The organism is Streptomyces sp. NPDC102274 (assembly GCF_044766385.1).
In the GTDB taxonomy this organism is placed as follows: domain Bacteria; phylum Actinomycetota; class Actinomycetes; order Streptomycetales; family Streptomycetaceae; genus Streptomyces.
In genome coordinates, this window is record NZ_JBIWLW010000018.1 from 1 (window position 1) to 14453 (window position 14453).

The 14453-nt window shown below is 68.4% G+C and carries 14 protein-coding genes, 2 tRNA genes and 1 pseudogene; 9 read left to right on the forward strand and 8 right to left on the reverse strand.

Going from position 1 to position 14453, the window contains the following annotated elements; all coding sequences use genetic code 11:
- Positions 1 to 302 precede the first annotated feature (302 nt).
- Positions 303 to 1277: a tyrosine-type recombinase/integrase gene (locus ACIRQP_RS23405; RefSeq protein WP_403893079.1), complete on the forward strand. Its 975-nt coding sequence runs from the start codon at positions 303 to 305 to the stop codon at positions 1275 to 1277.
- A 130-nt stretch (positions 1278 to 1407) separates the two neighbouring features.
- On the forward strand, positions 1408 to 1941 hold the full coding sequence (locus ACIRQP_RS23410; RefSeq protein ID WP_403893080.1) for an ArsR/SmtB family transcription factor: 534 nt from the start codon (positions 1408 to 1410) through the stop codon (positions 1939 to 1941).
- 222 nt (positions 1942 to 2163) lie between these two features.
- Here ACIRQP_RS23410 and ACIRQP_RS23415 read toward each other — a convergent pair whose 3' ends face one another.
- Positions 2164 to 2439 carry a hypothetical protein gene (locus ACIRQP_RS23415; protein ID WP_403893081.1) on the reverse strand — a complete coding sequence of 92 codons (276 nt, stop codon included), beginning with the start codon at positions 2437 to 2439 and terminating at the stop codon, positions 2164 to 2166.
- 113 nt (positions 2440 to 2552) lie between these two features.
- Between ACIRQP_RS23415 and ACIRQP_RS23420 the strand changes: the two genes are divergently transcribed.
- The gene (locus ACIRQP_RS23420; RefSeq protein WP_403893082.1) at positions 2553 to 2951 is read left to right on the forward strand and encodes a hypothetical protein; all 399 of its coding nucleotides are present in this window, start codon (positions 2553 to 2555) and stop codon (positions 2949 to 2951) included.
- On the forward strand, positions 2948 to 4960 hold the full coding sequence (locus ACIRQP_RS23425; protein WP_403893083.1) for a tetratricopeptide repeat protein: 2013 nt from the start codon (positions 2948 to 2950) through the stop codon (positions 4958 to 4960). Before ACIRQP_RS23420 ends, ACIRQP_RS23425 begins: the two co-directional genes overlap by 4 nt.
- 1145 nt (positions 4961 to 6105) lie before the next feature.
- Here ACIRQP_RS23425 and ACIRQP_RS23430 read toward each other — a convergent pair.
- Both ACIRQP_RS23430 and ACIRQP_RS23435 read right to left on the reverse strand, forming a co-directional pair.
- Positions 6106 to 6960: pseudogene (locus tag ACIRQP_RS23430) on the reverse strand (DUF4158 domain-containing protein); the annotation flags it as partial.
- Positions 6961 to 7231: 271 nt separating this feature from the next.
- Positions 7232 to 8029 (reverse strand): SDR family NAD(P)-dependent oxidoreductase, encoded by a 798-nt coding sequence (locus ACIRQP_RS23435; RefSeq protein WP_403893084.1) that lies wholly within the window; start codon positions 8027 to 8029, stop codon positions 7232 to 7234.
- Positions 8030 to 8136: 107 nt separating this feature from the next.
- Here ACIRQP_RS23435 and ACIRQP_RS23440 point away from each other — a divergent pair, with 107 nt between their 5' ends.
- Positions 8137 to 9054, forward strand: coding sequence for an AraC family transcriptional regulator N-terminal domain-containing protein (locus tag ACIRQP_RS23440; RefSeq protein WP_403893085.1), 918 nt, complete (start codon positions 8137 to 8139; stop codon positions 9052 to 9054).
- 234 nt (positions 9055 to 9288) lie between these two features.
- Positions 9289 to 9954, forward strand: a complete 666-nt coding sequence (locus tag ACIRQP_RS23445; RefSeq protein ID WP_403893086.1) for a site-specific integrase — start codon at positions 9289 to 9291, stop codon at positions 9952 to 9954.
- A 52-nt stretch (positions 9955 to 10006) separates the two neighbouring features.
- On the opposite strand, the gene ACIRQP_RS23450 is transcribed toward ACIRQP_RS23445, so the two are convergent.
- Both ACIRQP_RS23450 and ACIRQP_RS23455 read right to left on the reverse strand, forming a co-directional pair.
- Positions 10007 to 10420, reverse strand: coding sequence for a hypothetical protein (locus ACIRQP_RS23450; protein ID WP_359688978.1), 414 nt, complete (start codon positions 10418 to 10420; stop codon positions 10007 to 10009).
- Between the two features lie 57 nt (positions 10421 to 10477).
- Positions 10478 to 11416: a hypothetical protein gene (locus tag ACIRQP_RS23455; RefSeq protein ID WP_403893087.1), complete on the reverse strand. Its 939-nt coding sequence runs from the start codon at positions 11414 to 11416 to the stop codon at positions 10478 to 10480.
- Between ACIRQP_RS23455 and ACIRQP_RS23460 the strand changes: the two genes are divergently transcribed.
- On the forward strand, positions 11415 to 11813 hold the full coding sequence (locus ACIRQP_RS23460; RefSeq protein WP_403893088.1) for a hypothetical protein: 399 nt from the start codon (positions 11415 to 11417) through the stop codon (positions 11811 to 11813). The genes ACIRQP_RS23455 and ACIRQP_RS23460 overlap by 2 nt on opposite strands.
- Positions 11814 to 11923: 110 nt before the next feature.
- Here the strand turns inward: ACIRQP_RS23460 and ACIRQP_RS23465 are convergent, their stop codons facing one another.
- From ACIRQP_RS23465 to ACIRQP_RS23475, 3 genes are all read right to left on the reverse strand, one after another.
- A complete protein-coding gene (locus ACIRQP_RS23465) occupies positions 11924 to 12250 on the reverse strand; it encodes a helix-turn-helix domain-containing protein (RefSeq protein WP_403893089.1) in 327 nt (108 codons plus the stop codon).
- Positions 12250 to 13275 (reverse strand): tyrosine-type recombinase/integrase, encoded by a 1026-nt coding sequence (locus tag ACIRQP_RS23470; RefSeq protein WP_403893090.1) that lies wholly within the window; start codon positions 13273 to 13275, stop codon positions 12250 to 12252. The genes ACIRQP_RS23465 and ACIRQP_RS23470 overlap by 1 nt, the downstream gene beginning before the upstream one ends.
- Before the next feature lie 118 nt (positions 13276 to 13393).
- Positions 13394 to 13942: a tyrosine-type recombinase/integrase gene (locus tag ACIRQP_RS23475; RefSeq protein ID WP_403893091.1), complete on the reverse strand. Its 549-nt coding sequence runs from the start codon at positions 13940 to 13942 to the stop codon at positions 13394 to 13396.
- Positions 13943 to 14252: 310 nt separating this feature from the next.
- Between ACIRQP_RS23475 and ACIRQP_RS23480 the strand changes: the two genes are divergently transcribed.
- Both ACIRQP_RS23480 and ACIRQP_RS23485 read left to right on the forward strand, forming a co-directional pair.
- Positions 14253 to 14327 (forward strand) — tRNA-Asp (locus tag ACIRQP_RS23480).
- 21 nt (positions 14328 to 14348) lie between these two features.
- Positions 14349 to 14422, forward strand: a tRNA-Phe gene (locus ACIRQP_RS23485).
- Positions 14423 to 14453 lie beyond the last annotated feature (31 nt).

The following is a 14453-nucleotide window of genomic DNA, read 5'->3' on the forward strand; positions in this document are numbered from 1 at the left end:
TCCGCTGAACCCACGGATACACCCAGCTGATACACACGGACCAACCCGTGAGTTCCCGCCGAACAGGCTTCAGTTTCCCTGAACTCGCGGGCCTCTAGGGGGTCGAGGAACATCCATGTCAGATCGTGCGCTAAGCGGTCGTCGGCCCTGGTGGGCGGCTGACGGTGCGTCGGTCGTGGGCCGATCTGAAGTTGTTCCACGGATAACGCCCTATTATCTGCGGGAGCTTGGTTCGTCACCTGCGGTGACGCTCTTCGGGCCGTACGTGAAGCGGCCCTGTTATCCGTGGCAAGGGGGAAGCGGTGCCCACTGTCGTGCAACTGCCGACCGGGAAAGCGTTGACCGTCCGCGCGGCGGCCGACGCCTTCCTCGACTCGCTCCGCAACCCGAATACCGTCCGCAGCTACGGAGTCGGCGTCGGCAAGATCGCCGAGCGGATCGGGGAGGCCCGCCCGCTGGGGTCGGTCGCGGACGACGAGATCGGCGAGGCTCTGGAGCTGCTGTGGGGCACCGCGGCGGTCAACACCTGGAACGCCCGCCGGGCGGCGGTGCTGTCATGGCTGGGCTGGTGCGAGGAGTACGGCTACGACGGCCCGGCAGTCCCGGCCTGGACGAAGCGGCTGGCGGTGCCAGACTCCGAGACCCCGGCCCGCTCGAAGATGGCCGTGGACCGGCTCATCGCCCGGCGCGAGGTCCACCTGCGGGAGAAGACGCTGTGGCGGATGCTCTACGAGACTGCCGGGCGGTCCGAGGAGATCCTCGGCGTGAACATCGAGGACCTGGACCTCGCCGCCCGCCGATGCCCGGTCAAGGCCAAGGGCGCCCGCAGTAAGGCCCGCCGCCGCGGACAGGCGCGCGAGGACTTCGTGCTGGAGACCGTCTACTGGGACGCCGGCACCGCCCGGCTCCTTCCCCGCCTGCTGCGCGGCCGCACACGCGGACCGGTGTTCGTCACCCACCGCCGCCCCGGCCCAGGGAAGGTCGTCAGCCCGCGCGACGTCTGCCCGGACACCGGCCTGACCCGCCTCTCCTACGGCCAGGCCCGCGCCCTGCTCGATGAGCACACCGCCGTGCGCGGACCGGGGACCGGCTGGGACCTGCACGAGTACCGCCATTCCGCCCTCACCCACCTAGGAGAGCAGGGAGCCTCCCTGCTGATGCTGATGGCCAAGTCCCGGCACAAGAAGCCGGAGAACGTACGGCGCTATTTCCACCCCTCGGCGGAGGCGATCGCCGAGGTCACCAGCTTGCTTGCCCCGGGAGACAGTCGGCGCTGACCTCGTTAGCGGCAGTCAAGTCGAGCCGGGCTGGGCTGTCTCAAGTCCCCTACGCCGAAGCCGGGTTGCTCGGCCGTCCAATTCTGAAGCGGTTATTGCGAAGTTTTCACTTCATACCTACGGTGAGTGCATGCGACCGAAGCACGAGCCTGAGCAGGTCACCGACCTGTCACGGTTGAGGGCGTTCATGAACCCGCTGCGGATGCAGCTGTACCGGCTGCTGTACGCCGCGGGCACCGCGACCGCCTCTCAGCTCGCCGAGCATGTCGACGAGACGCCCTCGCTGATCAGCTACCACTTGCGCAAGCTGGCCGAGCACGGCTTCGTGACCCAGGCGAGCGGCCAGGGGACCGACGGCCGCGAGCGGTGGTGGCAGGTGGCATCTGAAGAGGGGTGGGGCTTCCGCGACTCGGACTTTGCGGACACGCCCGAGGGCGCCGCCGCCGTCGGCGCAGTGACCCGAGGCATCTTCGACACCCGCGTCTCCCAGTACCGCATGTATCTCGACCAGAAGTCCGCCTGGGGGAAGGCGTGGACCGACGCGTCCTTCAGCTCCGAGTGGCTGCTCGACCTCACCCCGGCCGAACTCGCCGAGATGAGCGACGAGCTTGAGGCGCTGGCCCGACGCTGGCGGGAGCGCGGCAAGGCCGCGATCGTTATCTAGGGTTGTCAAGCAAAACTGCTGGTAATCGGTGTAGATGCCGATCAGGCAAGTAAGGCACGTTCTTCCCGCGGGAGGAAACCCTCGATGGTCCGGCCCGCTGCTCCGGACGTCGGCCTGCCGCCCCGGCGGTGCGCCACAGGCGGCTCTGGGCGGGGAACTGCCGACCTCGCGCGCCTGCGTGCGGCGGCCGGACAGCGGGGAGGGGCCCTTCACATGCCAACATCACTGGCTGCGGGACCACCAGCGTCGCTTGGTGATCGAGATCTTGACCTGTTCGCCTTGGACGCTGACGACGGTCTGCCAGCTGCCGTGGGTGTCCAGGGCTTGGGCGACAGTGCCGACGGAGAACGCGCGGTTCGCCATCATGGCGCCCTGGGAGGCTGCTTCGGGGTCGCGGGCCACCAAGTCGGTGATGTGTTCCATCACAAGGGCCTGTGCTTCCTGGAGGGATCGCGCCCGCGCGCTTTGCTCGCCGAGCGTCACGGTGTAGGTGCTCATCGGCCCAACGTATCGTTGCCCCGCACCGTAAGGTCCTGTGGCCCTCCTCCGAAGCAGACCCTCATGTGGGGGCGCTCGTGCCATGCTCAGGGGAGCCAACGGAGGGGAACGCTGTGGATGTCTTGGCCACTGTCAACGAGATGGTTCCGTACGCCACTGCCGCAGTGACCGCCTACGGAAGTGCGGTCGTCAGCCGGACATCGGAATCCGCCGTGGACGCGACGGTTTCTCTCGGCCAGCGCATCCTCCAGCGGCTGTGGAGCCGTGAGGAGAGCCGGTCCGGGCTGGAGCAGGCGATCGAGGAAGTGGCCGACGACCCGCAGGACGACGACGCCCGGGCGGCGCTGCGCGTGCAGATCCGGCGCATCCTGCGGGAGGACACCGCGTTGGCTGCCGAACTCGCCCAACTCCTGCCCACCCGTTCCTTCACTGCCTCCGGCGACCGTGCCGTTGCGGTCGAGACGAACAACGGCATCGTCTCCACCGGCGACGGCGCCACCATCCAGCGGTGAGCGAGCAGCACTCCATCGAGGCGTCCGGCGAGCGGGCGACGGCTGTCGGGGCAAACAGCGGCATCGTCTCGACCGGCGACCACGCCACGATCGACGCCCGGACCATCCACCTCCCGGCCGGTGCCGTCCGGCTCCCCGCCGAGGTTCCGGCGCCGCGGGGGACCACCAACCTGCCCGCGCCGTCCAACCCCGACTTCGTCGACCGCGTCGAACCACTGGCCCGGTTGGAGGCAGCGCTGGCAGAAACCGGCCCGTCCGTGCCGCCGGTCGTGCACGGCCTGGGCGGCATGGGCAAGAGCGCTCTGGCCCTGCAGGTCGCCCACCGACAGCGCCACCAGTACAACCCCGTTTGGTGGCTCAGGGCCGACTCCGCCTCCAGTCTCACCCACGGGCTCGCGGGCCTGGCCTCACGGCTCGCACCCCACCAGCATCTGGCCTCAGCGACTAGCACTGAGCGCGCCGAATGGGCCCTGGGCTGGCTGCAGTCCCATCAAGACTGGCTCCTGGTGCTGGATGACGCCGCGTCCCCGCATGACCTGACGCCGGTACTGGGTATGACCACGGGGCGCCACATCATCACCAGCCGACGGACCGCCGGCTGGCGCCGCCTGGCCCGGCCCCTCTCGCTCGACACCTTGCCTCCTGACGCCTCGGTGGAGCTGCTGATGCGCCTGCTCGACCCGGACGACCCCGACGACGAGCATGTGCTGGCACGCCTCGCCGAGGAGCTGGGGCACCTGCCCCTGGCCCTGGAGCAGGCCGCCGCGTACATCGATTCCACGGCCATCAGCCCGGCCGTCTACCTCGACCGGCTCCGCCGTTACCCGGGGCGCATGTTCGCCGCTGCAGCGAGCGGTCAAGAGGCTGACGACCAGCGGACCGTCGCCCGGATCTGGCAACTGTCCCTCCAGGCGATCACGGCCCGGCAGCCGCTGGCCGGGAACCTGCTGCGGCTCTTCGCCTGGCTGGCGCCCGTCCCGCTGCCGCGCGACGTCCTCACGAACCTGGACGGGCTGGGAGACGACCTTCTCGCCCTCGACGATGCGCTGGCCCTTCTCCACGGCTACAGCATGATCACCCTGAACCGGCAGACCATCACCGTCCACCGCCTCGTCCAGGCCGTCGCGCGCATCCCGGACCCGGCCGACCCGCACCGCACCGTCCAGGCCGTCGCCGACGCCCGCCACCAGGCCGCCCTGCTGCTAGAACAGGCCCTGCCGGAAAACGCACTGTTCAACGTGCCCGGGTGGCCCAGATGGCGCGAACTCCTGCCCCACCTGCTGGCCCTGACCGAACGAACCCCGCCGGAAGAAGAGGACTTGCGTACCGCCGGGCTCCTGCTGGCGGCCTCCGGGTACCTCCAGGGAGACGGACCCACCAGCACTGCAGTCGTGTGCGCCCAGCGAGCGGTAGACCTCTACCTACGTCTCGCGGGCCCCGACCACCCGGCCACGCTCGTGGCCCACAGCTTCCTCGCCAGCGCCCACCGCGCCGCCGGCGACCTGGAGGCGGCCACCCCGCGGCACCGGCAAAACCTCGCCGACCACGAACGCATCCACGGGCCAGACCACCCCGACACCCTCGTCGCGCGCGCCAACCTCGCCTACCTCTACGCCCTGCAGGGAGAGCCGGGACGGGCGCGGGACCTGCACCAGCAGAACCTGACGAACATGCAGCGCCTGCACGGCCCCGATCACCCGCACACCATCAACGCCCTTGCGAACCTGGCCAGCTCCTACCGGGAGACGGGCGACCTGGAAAGGGCCCTCGGCCTGCACCGGCGAGCCGTCACGGACTACGAGCGGGTCTATGGACCGGACCACTCCGAGACCGTCACCGCACGCAGCAACCTCGCCTACGCCCACCTGCTCGCAGGCGACCTCACCGAGGCGGCTGCCATGTTCGCCCGGGTGCTCGCCGACCGCGAACACCTCTACGGGCCCGACCACCCCCTAACCGAACTCGCCCGCCAGTTCCTGGAAAGCGCCCGCCCGACGCCTACACAGTGAGGCTGAGGCCAGCTCTTGCGTCGCAGAGTGCTGGCGATGGCCCTGTGGGTGGTGCCGCACGGTGCGGGGCCGTCCGAGTGGACAGTGCGTTTCCGCGGCGTGAGGTGCTCGTTGGCCGCTCCGGGAGACCAGGGAGTGAGTAGCGCCTGCTGCCCGCTCTGGTAGATCTTCGGCTTCTTGCTGCGGCTGCCGCTCCAGGTGCCAGGGCCCGAGTGGGCCGGGCCGCAGGGCGCCTCCTGGGCTCTCATATCCACCGTCGTGGACTGCTTTTACGACGACATGATTGCCTCTACGGCCAAGCTGTGATCATCGAAAACTCGGGGATCTCCCCGGCGCGCGCGTGCCCTGGCAGAAGGACCACCCAAAGGCTGATCGGGCTCCTGCAGAGCTTGGCAGCGGTAATCAGGGCCCATGGGAAGGTTGTGTCACACGTGAGCACCGGGACATGCACCATCATGGCCCTGTCCCTGTGCCTTGAGCGATAGGTCACCTTGCATGCGGAGGTGGGCCGAGTGATCATCCATTTACAGATACCGACGTTAGGGGTGTGTTGTGGGGGGATCGGAGTATGGGTGGCTCACCGACGCCGTTTCGGACTTCGGAAAGACCTGTAGAGAAAGGCTGAGTGGCCCCGGCGGGCCCGAGGCGGTGATACGCCGACCCATCGAGGACCTCCTCCAGGCTGCTGGTCGCTGCTACGGACTGAAAAAGGTCCTGTGGCATGACGAGACCCGACTTGACGAGCTCGGCGTACGCCCTGACTACGCAGTACAGGTTGACGGGGCGATCATCGGCTACATCGAGGTGAAGAAGCCCGGGCTGAACATCGATCCAGAGTCCTTCACCGGGCAGAACAAGCGCCAGTGGGAGCGGCTGCGTGATCTGCCGAACCTCCTTTACACCAACGGGACCACCTGGCGGCTTTTCCGCGGGGGCAAGGAAGCGCGGGATCCAGTCCACTTCGAGGGCTCCCTCAGGAGCGCGGGCGGCAAGCTGTCTGTACCGGCGCCCGCCAACCTGGACAGTTTGCTGCGCACGTTCCTTGGCTGGGAGCCAGAGCCCATCCGGTCCGTGTCGGCCCTTGTTCAGCGAATCGCGCCGTTGTGCCGGCTGCTGCGCGCCGCAGTACTGGAACAGCTTGCCGCGACCGCGGTGGCCAGCAGCGTAGCCAGGCGCCGCGAGTCGCCGTGGCGGCGCAGCAGCGATGCTTTGCCGTCCACCCCGTACCGCGACAGCTCCGCCAGCCGCCGCGGCGGTATCGCGGACACGTCCACCTCGGCCATCCCGAAGTCGGCGATCTCCGCCGCCCGCGCGAGTGCCCATTTCATCTGGGGCCCGGAGATCCGGACCGGTCCCCGCCGCAGCCGGTCCAGCTCCGACACCCGGGCCCCCGGCGGCACCGTCAGCAGGGAATCGAGCACGGCCCGCTGACCAGTGCTCAGCAGCCCGTAGAGGGTTTCCCACAGCCTCTGGTTCGCCGCCTCCCGCACCGAGGCGATCAGCCGGGCCAGCGTCGTCACCCCGGGCAGCAGCACCCGCCGCTCGCGCAGCCACCCCACCGACGCATCGAACAGCGCCTTCGGGCCCTCCCCGGTCGTCCAGGCCCGCGCGTCCACCCACACCCGCAGCTCTGTCTCCGCTTCGGCGAACTCCGTGTACTCCAGGACCTGCCGCAGCTCACGGACGTGATCGAGCCGGGTGTTCTCCCGATCGCCGTACGTCTTCAGCACCGACGCGTCCGCGATGCCGAGCTGCTCGGCGAGATAGTCGGCGACCTCCGCCGGCACGTCGGTCGGGTCGTCCAGGAACACCCCGAGATACCGCGCGGTCGTGAGCTGGGCCGCGAAGCCCAGCCGGTTGTACGCCCGCCGCTTCGGCTCGATCAACGCCCGATCCGCGTCATCCAGGAAGAAGAACCGCTCCAACTCCGTACGCGACGGCGCCACGTCATACGCCGCGTACGTCGCAGCCTGCGAATCCGTCAGAAACTCGACCGGCACCCCGGACCTCCAGACAGTCAATGATCAACACGACTGCCGAAGGCTCCGCCCCCACAGAGCCCCAGGTCAAAGCGCTCTCAGGCCCGCGACGGGCTTAGCGCCATTTTCGTTCCGATGTTCCTCAACCCCCTCCCCCGAGGCGATTTCGGAGCTGACCAGCCTGCTCGCCCCCGGCGACGAGCGCCTCTGACCCTGCCGTCACCGGCGTGCCCTACCGTGGAACCACACCACGGCCCTGGCGGTCAGGAGGCCGTGTCGGCTTCGGCTTCGGTCAGTGCAGGCGCGTGGCTGCGATCCCGCCGTCGACGTCGAGCGTTGCGCCGTGGATGAACACCGCCTCGTCGGAGGCGAGGAACCGGACCGCGTACGCGATGTCGACGGGGCGTACGGGAGAGCCTGCGGGAGTGCCTTTCGCCATCTCGGCAAGCTGATCCGATTTCGTTGAGTTGCCCCGGGTGGCAGTCGCTCCCGGTGCGACGGTGTTCACGCGGACACCGCGCGTGCCGTACTCCGCTGCCCACGCCCGGGTCAGCTGCTCCACTGCCGCCTTGGTCGCCGGGTAGAGAGCCTTGTAGGGGACGCCCACCCGGGCCATCCACGAGCCGATGTTCACGATGGCGCCGGAGCCGCGCTCGGCCATACGCGGCGCGAGGGCGGCGACGAGGACGTGCGGGGCACGGATGTTGGTCGCCCAGAGAGTCTGCATTTCGTCATCGGTGACCGTCTCGGTGAAGGAACCCGGGTACACGCCAGCGTTGTTGACCAGGATGTCGACGGATCCCCCGAGTACGTCCTCGGCCCGCTCGGCGAAGGCCCGGATGTCGGCCGGCTCGGCGTTGAAGTCCGCGGTGAGCGCGTGTGCCCGCCCGCCGGCCTTGACGATCGCACGCACCACGCCTTGCGCCCGCTCGGCGTCCCGGCCGCTGACGACGACCTCGGCACCAGAGGCGGCGAGGACCCGGGCGACGGCCTCACCGATTCCGCCGGACGACCCGGTGACCAGCGCGGTCCGTCCGGCGAGCGTGGTGTCGGCGTTGAGGGAGGCCAGGAGATCTTCGTTCGTCCTCATGCCTCGATCCTCCTGCCCGCAGTCACCGTGCACCTTGTCCGACGCGATCAGTTCCTTGCCGGATCCGGTCTCCGGTGCGACCAGCGGGGATGAGGTTGGATGTCGGTATGGACCGGTCTGTTGCCCAGAGCCTCGATCGAGCGGCCGAGGCGGTGCTGCGGCATGCGCGGAACCCGGCGAGGGCGCAGGCGCTCGGGCTTCGGCTGAGCCACGTCGGCGCACCGACCGAACTCGCCTACCAGCGCTACACCCCGTCACTGTCCGTCGTCCTCGCGGGACGCAAACGGTCGATCGTCGGCGACGACGACCAGGCCTGGGGCCGTGACCGGTTCATCATCACGCCGGTCGACATCCCGGTTGTCGCGGGTGTCGTCGAGACAGATCCACGGCGCGGCTTCCTGGCGGCCCGCTGGCAGCTGGCCCCGACCCTCGTCGGGGAGGTCGCCGCCGCGATGCCGCGCAATGATCAGCCATCCGGAAGGATGGACCGGCTCGGCACATGGACACCCGCCCTGGCCGACGCCTGCGCAAGGCTGGTCACCCTGCTCGACGAGCCCGAGCACATTCCCGTCCTCGGGCCCCTGATTGCTCGGGAGATCGTGCTGCGCCTCCTGCAGACCGATCAGGCCCCCCGGGCCCTGGCAGCGGTCGACGACGGCGACCCCGTCGTTCCACGCGCCGTGCGCATTCTCACCGACCAAATGGCCGAGCCGTGGTCGATGAGCATGCTCGCCACCGAGGTTCGCACCAGCCAGCCGACGTTGTTCAGACGCTTCAAAGAAGCGACCTCCATGACCCCCATGCAGTACCTCAAGCGTCTTCGCCTCGGTGAGGCCCGTCACCGCATAGTCGTCCTCGGGGAATCTGCAGCGCAGGCCGCCGCCGCGGTCGGCTACCGCAGCGCGCCCCACTTCTCCCGCGACTACCGCCACCTCTACGGAGCATCGCCCGCTGCAGATGGTGCGCGCTTGCGAGAACAGCTGCGCCATGGAGGAACCGACGGCTGGCTCAGTCCGGGCGCTTGACACACGGTGCGACCATCCGCCCGGACCGGCCCCCGCGCCGGGCGCTCACTCGTCGTCGTCGGCATTCTTATTGCGAAGGGGGCGCAGGCCGCCGGGCAGGTCGGGGAGCTGGAAGGAGTAGCGACCCAGCATCTCCTTATCTGGACACCTTCGAGTGACGCCTGAACCGGCGCCGTGGCGGTGGCCGCCCCGGGGTTCGTTGGGCCACCTGAGTGCAGGCTTGGGGAGGTCGGTGTGCAGGTGGTCAAGGAACGCGACGGTGGTGTCGTACGGCGTGTGCAGTTGGTCAACGGCGACGGCGAACAGGTCACGGCGGCCCGCCGGTTCCTGGATCATCTGGTCGACCGGGGTTTCTCGCCGCACACGATCTGCGCGTACACGTACGACCTGCGGCGTCTCTTCACCTTCCTCGCTGCTGAGGGCATGGACTGGCGCGAGTTCGGGGGCCCGGATGCGTTGCGGCTGCTGGCGTTTTTGCGGCGGGCTCCGTCGCGCCGGCCGGCCCAGCGGCTCGGCCTGACGGTGGTGGTCGCCGGTCTGGAGGCGCCGGGCAGTCTTCTCGCTCCGGCGACGGTGAACCGGATCTTGGCAGCTGTCTCCAGCTTCTACGACTGGGCGGTGGTCGCCGAGGAGTACGACGGCGACTCCCCGATGCAGATGCGCCTTGACCCGGCACTTGCCCGGGTGCCTGAACGGCATCAGCCGTTCATGGGCCGCGCGAGCCGTCAGCAGCCGATGCGCCGCACGGTGACGGTCAAGCAGCCGCGGCGACTGCCGCGCCCCGTGGACGAGGTGGTGCTGAAGCAATTCATCGGCAGCTTGAAGCGGCTGCGGGATCTGGCGGTGTTCGGCCTTGGGACTGGTGGGCTCGCATGTTGCGGTGTCGCGTATTCCCTGTAGCCGGAAGTTCGGTCTCACGTTGAGTAAACGTGAGACCGAACTGGGGGCGGCCCTATTCCTCGTCGAGGAGGATGTTGGCGAGTTCTTCCACCTTCTCGGTGATGACCTGGAGCTTTTCAGCGTCCCGCGAGGTGTTCATGCGGCGAAGTGCGACCTCGGCCGCCTTGCTGCTGCCGTCGCGAAACACGGCGTCTACGACAGCAGCAGCAGGAGTGCCGCGCTTGTAGAGAGTGATGACGGCGTACTGCTCACCGGGGATATCGGCGGGCAGGTGGGCGAGTCCGAGACCGTCGAGACGGCGACTGATGCTGGCACGGACATGAACGCCGAGGCGGCCGGCCTGCTCCAGGTCACGCAGAAGCCACATGACGACACGAAGAACGCCGCCAGACTCCTCGACGGCGTGCCGCAGTTCCTCCCAGCTCTCGACCTGGCCGCCAGCGTCGCCTGCGGTGAGGTCGAACACAGGTGTAGCCATAAGGACCCCCCAGTTTTGAAGTCAAAGAAAATCTCTGACTTCAGATTATCCTTGCGGATTTGTTTCGTCCAGAGGTTGTCGTCGACCGATCGACCGCTGGTGGTCGCCGGGCGCGTATCGGCTCCAGGTGCCTCCGGCTTCGGTGACCAGGCGGGTGGCGGTCTTGTCGTGGTAGCCGAGGGCTTTCGCGATGACAGGGGCCGGGGCCTGGAGGACGAGTTGGCGGATCGCGGAGGTTTTGCCGCGCTGCGGCGGGACGCCAATCTTCCGCAGTTGGACCTGGAGGCTGACCGGGTTCATCGGCTGTCCGGGCTGGCGGCCGGGGAAGAGCCACTGCGAGCTTCTGCTGCTGGCGTAGGGCTGGCGCTGGCGGGACTGGTTGTAGGCCCGAAGGAGGTCAGCGACGGGTTCCGGAAGCGGGGAGGGCGGATCTCCCAGCCGGACGGTGACGATTGTCCCGTCGTCGATGACGTCGTCGACAGTGAGGCGGACGATGCGGGAGACGGGTTGCGCGTAGAGGAGAACGAGCGCGGCGGCGACCCGGGCTCGGAGCGGCAGGGAGTCGTCGTTGAGGGTCCGCCGGAGAATGGCGAGTCGGCGGTGCTGGTGCAGCGGCGCTTGGTCCTGGTTGATGACCTGGGGTGGCAGGGTGAGGCGGGGCATCCGGCTCGTCTTCATGCACCAGCGCAGGAACGTCTGGGCCGGGCGCCGGGTGGCCAGCTTCTCGGTGTGCCAGGCGTCGAGGTCGGCCTGCTGACAGTGTTCGATGGTGCGGCCTCGGTCGGCGAGCCAGGCGAGGAAGACGCCGGCCTGGGTGACCTCCTGTTTCGCCTGGTTGGTCTGGGAGCGTCCCAGTGGCCCCTTCTCCGCCTTGTTCCGCAGGCGCCGCATCTGGTGCCAGGTCGCGAAGTGCTGTAGGAGCCGACGGTGTTCGGGGTCCTCGATGACGGCGAGCCGTTCGGTCAGCCAACGCTGATAGAGCATGAGCTGTGCGGTGCGCGTCCGCGGCCGCTGCCCCGGCTGCCGAGCCGACCGACTGCTGCCGGGTCGGGATGCCGCCGGCACACCGATCTGCCGTGACTGCGCGGGGATCGTCCGCGACTTCTTCTGCGACTGCTGTGGCTTCGAGGGGGTACTCCTCGGCGGGCGCCTCTGTGAACCCTGCACGCTCGCCGACACCCTCGGCCGACTCCTCAACGACGGCACCGGCCGTGTCGCTCCTTCACTGCAACCACTGGTTACCGCCCTGCTGGAGACGGACCGGCCGAAGAGCCGCCTGATCTGGCTCCGCAACCCGAACGTCGTCCGGCTTCTCCGGGGCCTGGCCACCGGCACCATCCCGCTCACCCATGACGGACTGCACCAGGAAACACCCTCGTAACAGGTCCGGCAGATCGGGCCGTCCGACCACTCCGCCGACTTCGCCGCCCGACGGCCGCAGCGTGCGCAGTTCCGGACATGCCACCGCTCGTACTCCTCCGGCGTCACTGCTCAGCCCTCGGGCGTCAGCCGGACCCGCGTGGGTCGGCGGGCGGCGAGGTTGATCGGAGCTTCTTCGCCGGCGGTGCGACGGGCTGGGAGGTTCTGGGCCGAGGTAGCGATCAGGTCGGTGGGTGTGCAGTCGAGGATGTCGCAGAGGGTGGCCAGCACCGGCAGGGACAGTCGTTCGGGTGTGCCGGAGACCAGGCGGTGGACCTGGGAGGCGGATAGCGTGATGCCGCGTTCGGTCAGGTGTGGCATGAGCTCGGCGACGGTGAACATGCCGCGGGCGGCCATCAGCATGCGCAGGCGCCACCGGTAGCTGATCTGGCGTGGCATCAGGAGGTCCTTCCCGGCCGCAGAGCGGCCTCGATGGTGGCGCCCAGGACGCGTCGCAGGGAGCGGGTGCGGAAGTCGGAGGAGACGCAGCTGTAAATCGCGGTGGTTGAGGCGTGGTCGTGGCCGACCTGCTGCTGGACGAACAGCGGGTCGTGGCCGTCCTCGATCAGGTGGGTGATGTAGGACCTGCGCAGCGAGTGGAACTCCAGCGCGGGGTCCAGGCCGGCGGCGTCCCGGTAGGCGGCGAATCGGGAGTCCAGCCGCTGGAGCCCGATCCGCGGACCTCGCTCGGACGGCCAGAGGGCCCGGCTGGGCGAGTGCCGCATCCCGGGCCGGACCTCGCTGATCCATTCATCGATGGTGCCGGGCGTCCAGTGCCAGACGGTCAGCACGCCGCGACGCTTGGGCGGCGAGCCCTTCTTGGCCTTGCCGTAGCGGACCAGCAGAGTGCCGTACTCGCCAAACTCCCGGCCTTGCGGATTGCGGCCGAAGTCGGTGAGATCAAGCATCCGGGTCTCGTTGCGGCGCAGGCCGTAGGCGTATGCGACCTTGAACAAGGCGGCGTCCCGGAAGGCCGGCAACCAGCCCTTGCGGCCCTTGCCGCGAACACGCAGGACTTCCTCGTCGGCGTGGTCGAAGAATGCCTCCAGCTCGGGCCGGGAGAAAGCTCGGCGTTCCGGCTCGCCCTCGGCTTCATCGGCGTGCGTCGCGGCGTTCCAGTCGTAGACCACTTGAACTGGGTGGGTCCCGAAGTGCCGCAGGCACTCGTCGCCCCAGCCATAGGCGGGGTTGGTCAGGAAGTCGCAGAACTGCCGCACTGAACCCTGGTAGTTGCGCAGGGTGGAACGGACGCAGCCGTGCACGGCTCGCAGATCGGCCGACCATTCGTCGACGTGCTGTGGCGTCCACTGCCACGGCATCACGTCGGCATGCCGGGTGAAGGACCGGACCGTGCGTTCCTGGTCATTGACGTATCCCGGCGAGAGATTCCGGGCGAGCTGCTGGTTGCGCCAGCCCTTGATCATCGCCTCGAAGACCTGCTCGTCCGGCCGCGTTTGTCAGTGGGCATCTGCAGATCTCACTCCATCGAGCGATTGAACTGCGAAGACGCCCCCGGGTCGCATCTGATGCGAAATTCTCGCGTCAGATGCGATGGACGGAGAGTGATGGCTGATGGGTGGGGACGGTCTCGTTCCAGGGTCTGCTCGACTGCACCTGATCGACGGCCTGCCGCTGCTTTGAACTGGTGGGCCAGGGCGAGAGCCTTCTCCAGTTCGGGCCGGTCTGGTCTCTGAGGGGGATCGTGCGCTCGTCCCTCTCACTCTTGGGGTAGTCCACGCTGACCTTGTGCTCGTCAAGGTCGACATCGCGCACATCAAGAGCAATGGCATCGCCGGTTCGGAGGCCCCCTTCCCACAGCAGCGCCCACAGCGCGCGGTGCTCGGCCGGAATCGTGTCGTCATTGGTGAGGCGCAAGAAGTCCTCGGGTGCAACGATCTCGGCAGCCAGGTCAGCGCGATACCCACGGCCGGGTCGCTCATCGCGGGCAGCGTCGGCCGCCGCCCGGTCGTAGCGCATGGCGTCAGTAACGGGATCACGGTCGACAGGGTCAAGCGGGGCAAGGACCCGCCGGACGGTCGCCGGATTGAGGCCCCAGCGCTCGGCGCACTCTCGGGCAGTGGTGAGATCCACACGACAACAATCACTTCACGCCCATCACGCTTCGGAACACGGCGACATCGACGCAGAATCCTGGGATCATGGGCGTCTCGCGCCACCCCAGAGACCTGAGATTTGCAATCACAACTGCATACCGCCCCGTGCTGACATGTCAGCACGGGGGCAGGATCGAGGAGGATAGAGCTAGACTCAGGCGGACGCAAACGGGCGTAGTTACCCAGCTCTCGCGGATCTCCGCAGGTCAGCAAGGTAACGCTTTCGGGTTCGAATCCCGTTGGGGGCACGCAACACTGTGTGCGAGACTGGTGCTCGCACATTGCTTGGTCCTGTGGAGCAGTTTGGAGTGCTCGCCACCCTGTCAAGGTGGAGGCCGCGGGTTCAAATCCCGTCAGGACCGCTGCAGCCGTCGAGGTTGCGTGGCTGGGTAGCTCAGTTGGTACGAGCGATCGCCTGAAAAGCGATAGGTCGCCGGTTCGATCCCGGCCCCAGCCACTTCGGCCCGTAAGGGCGGTAGCCCCCCACC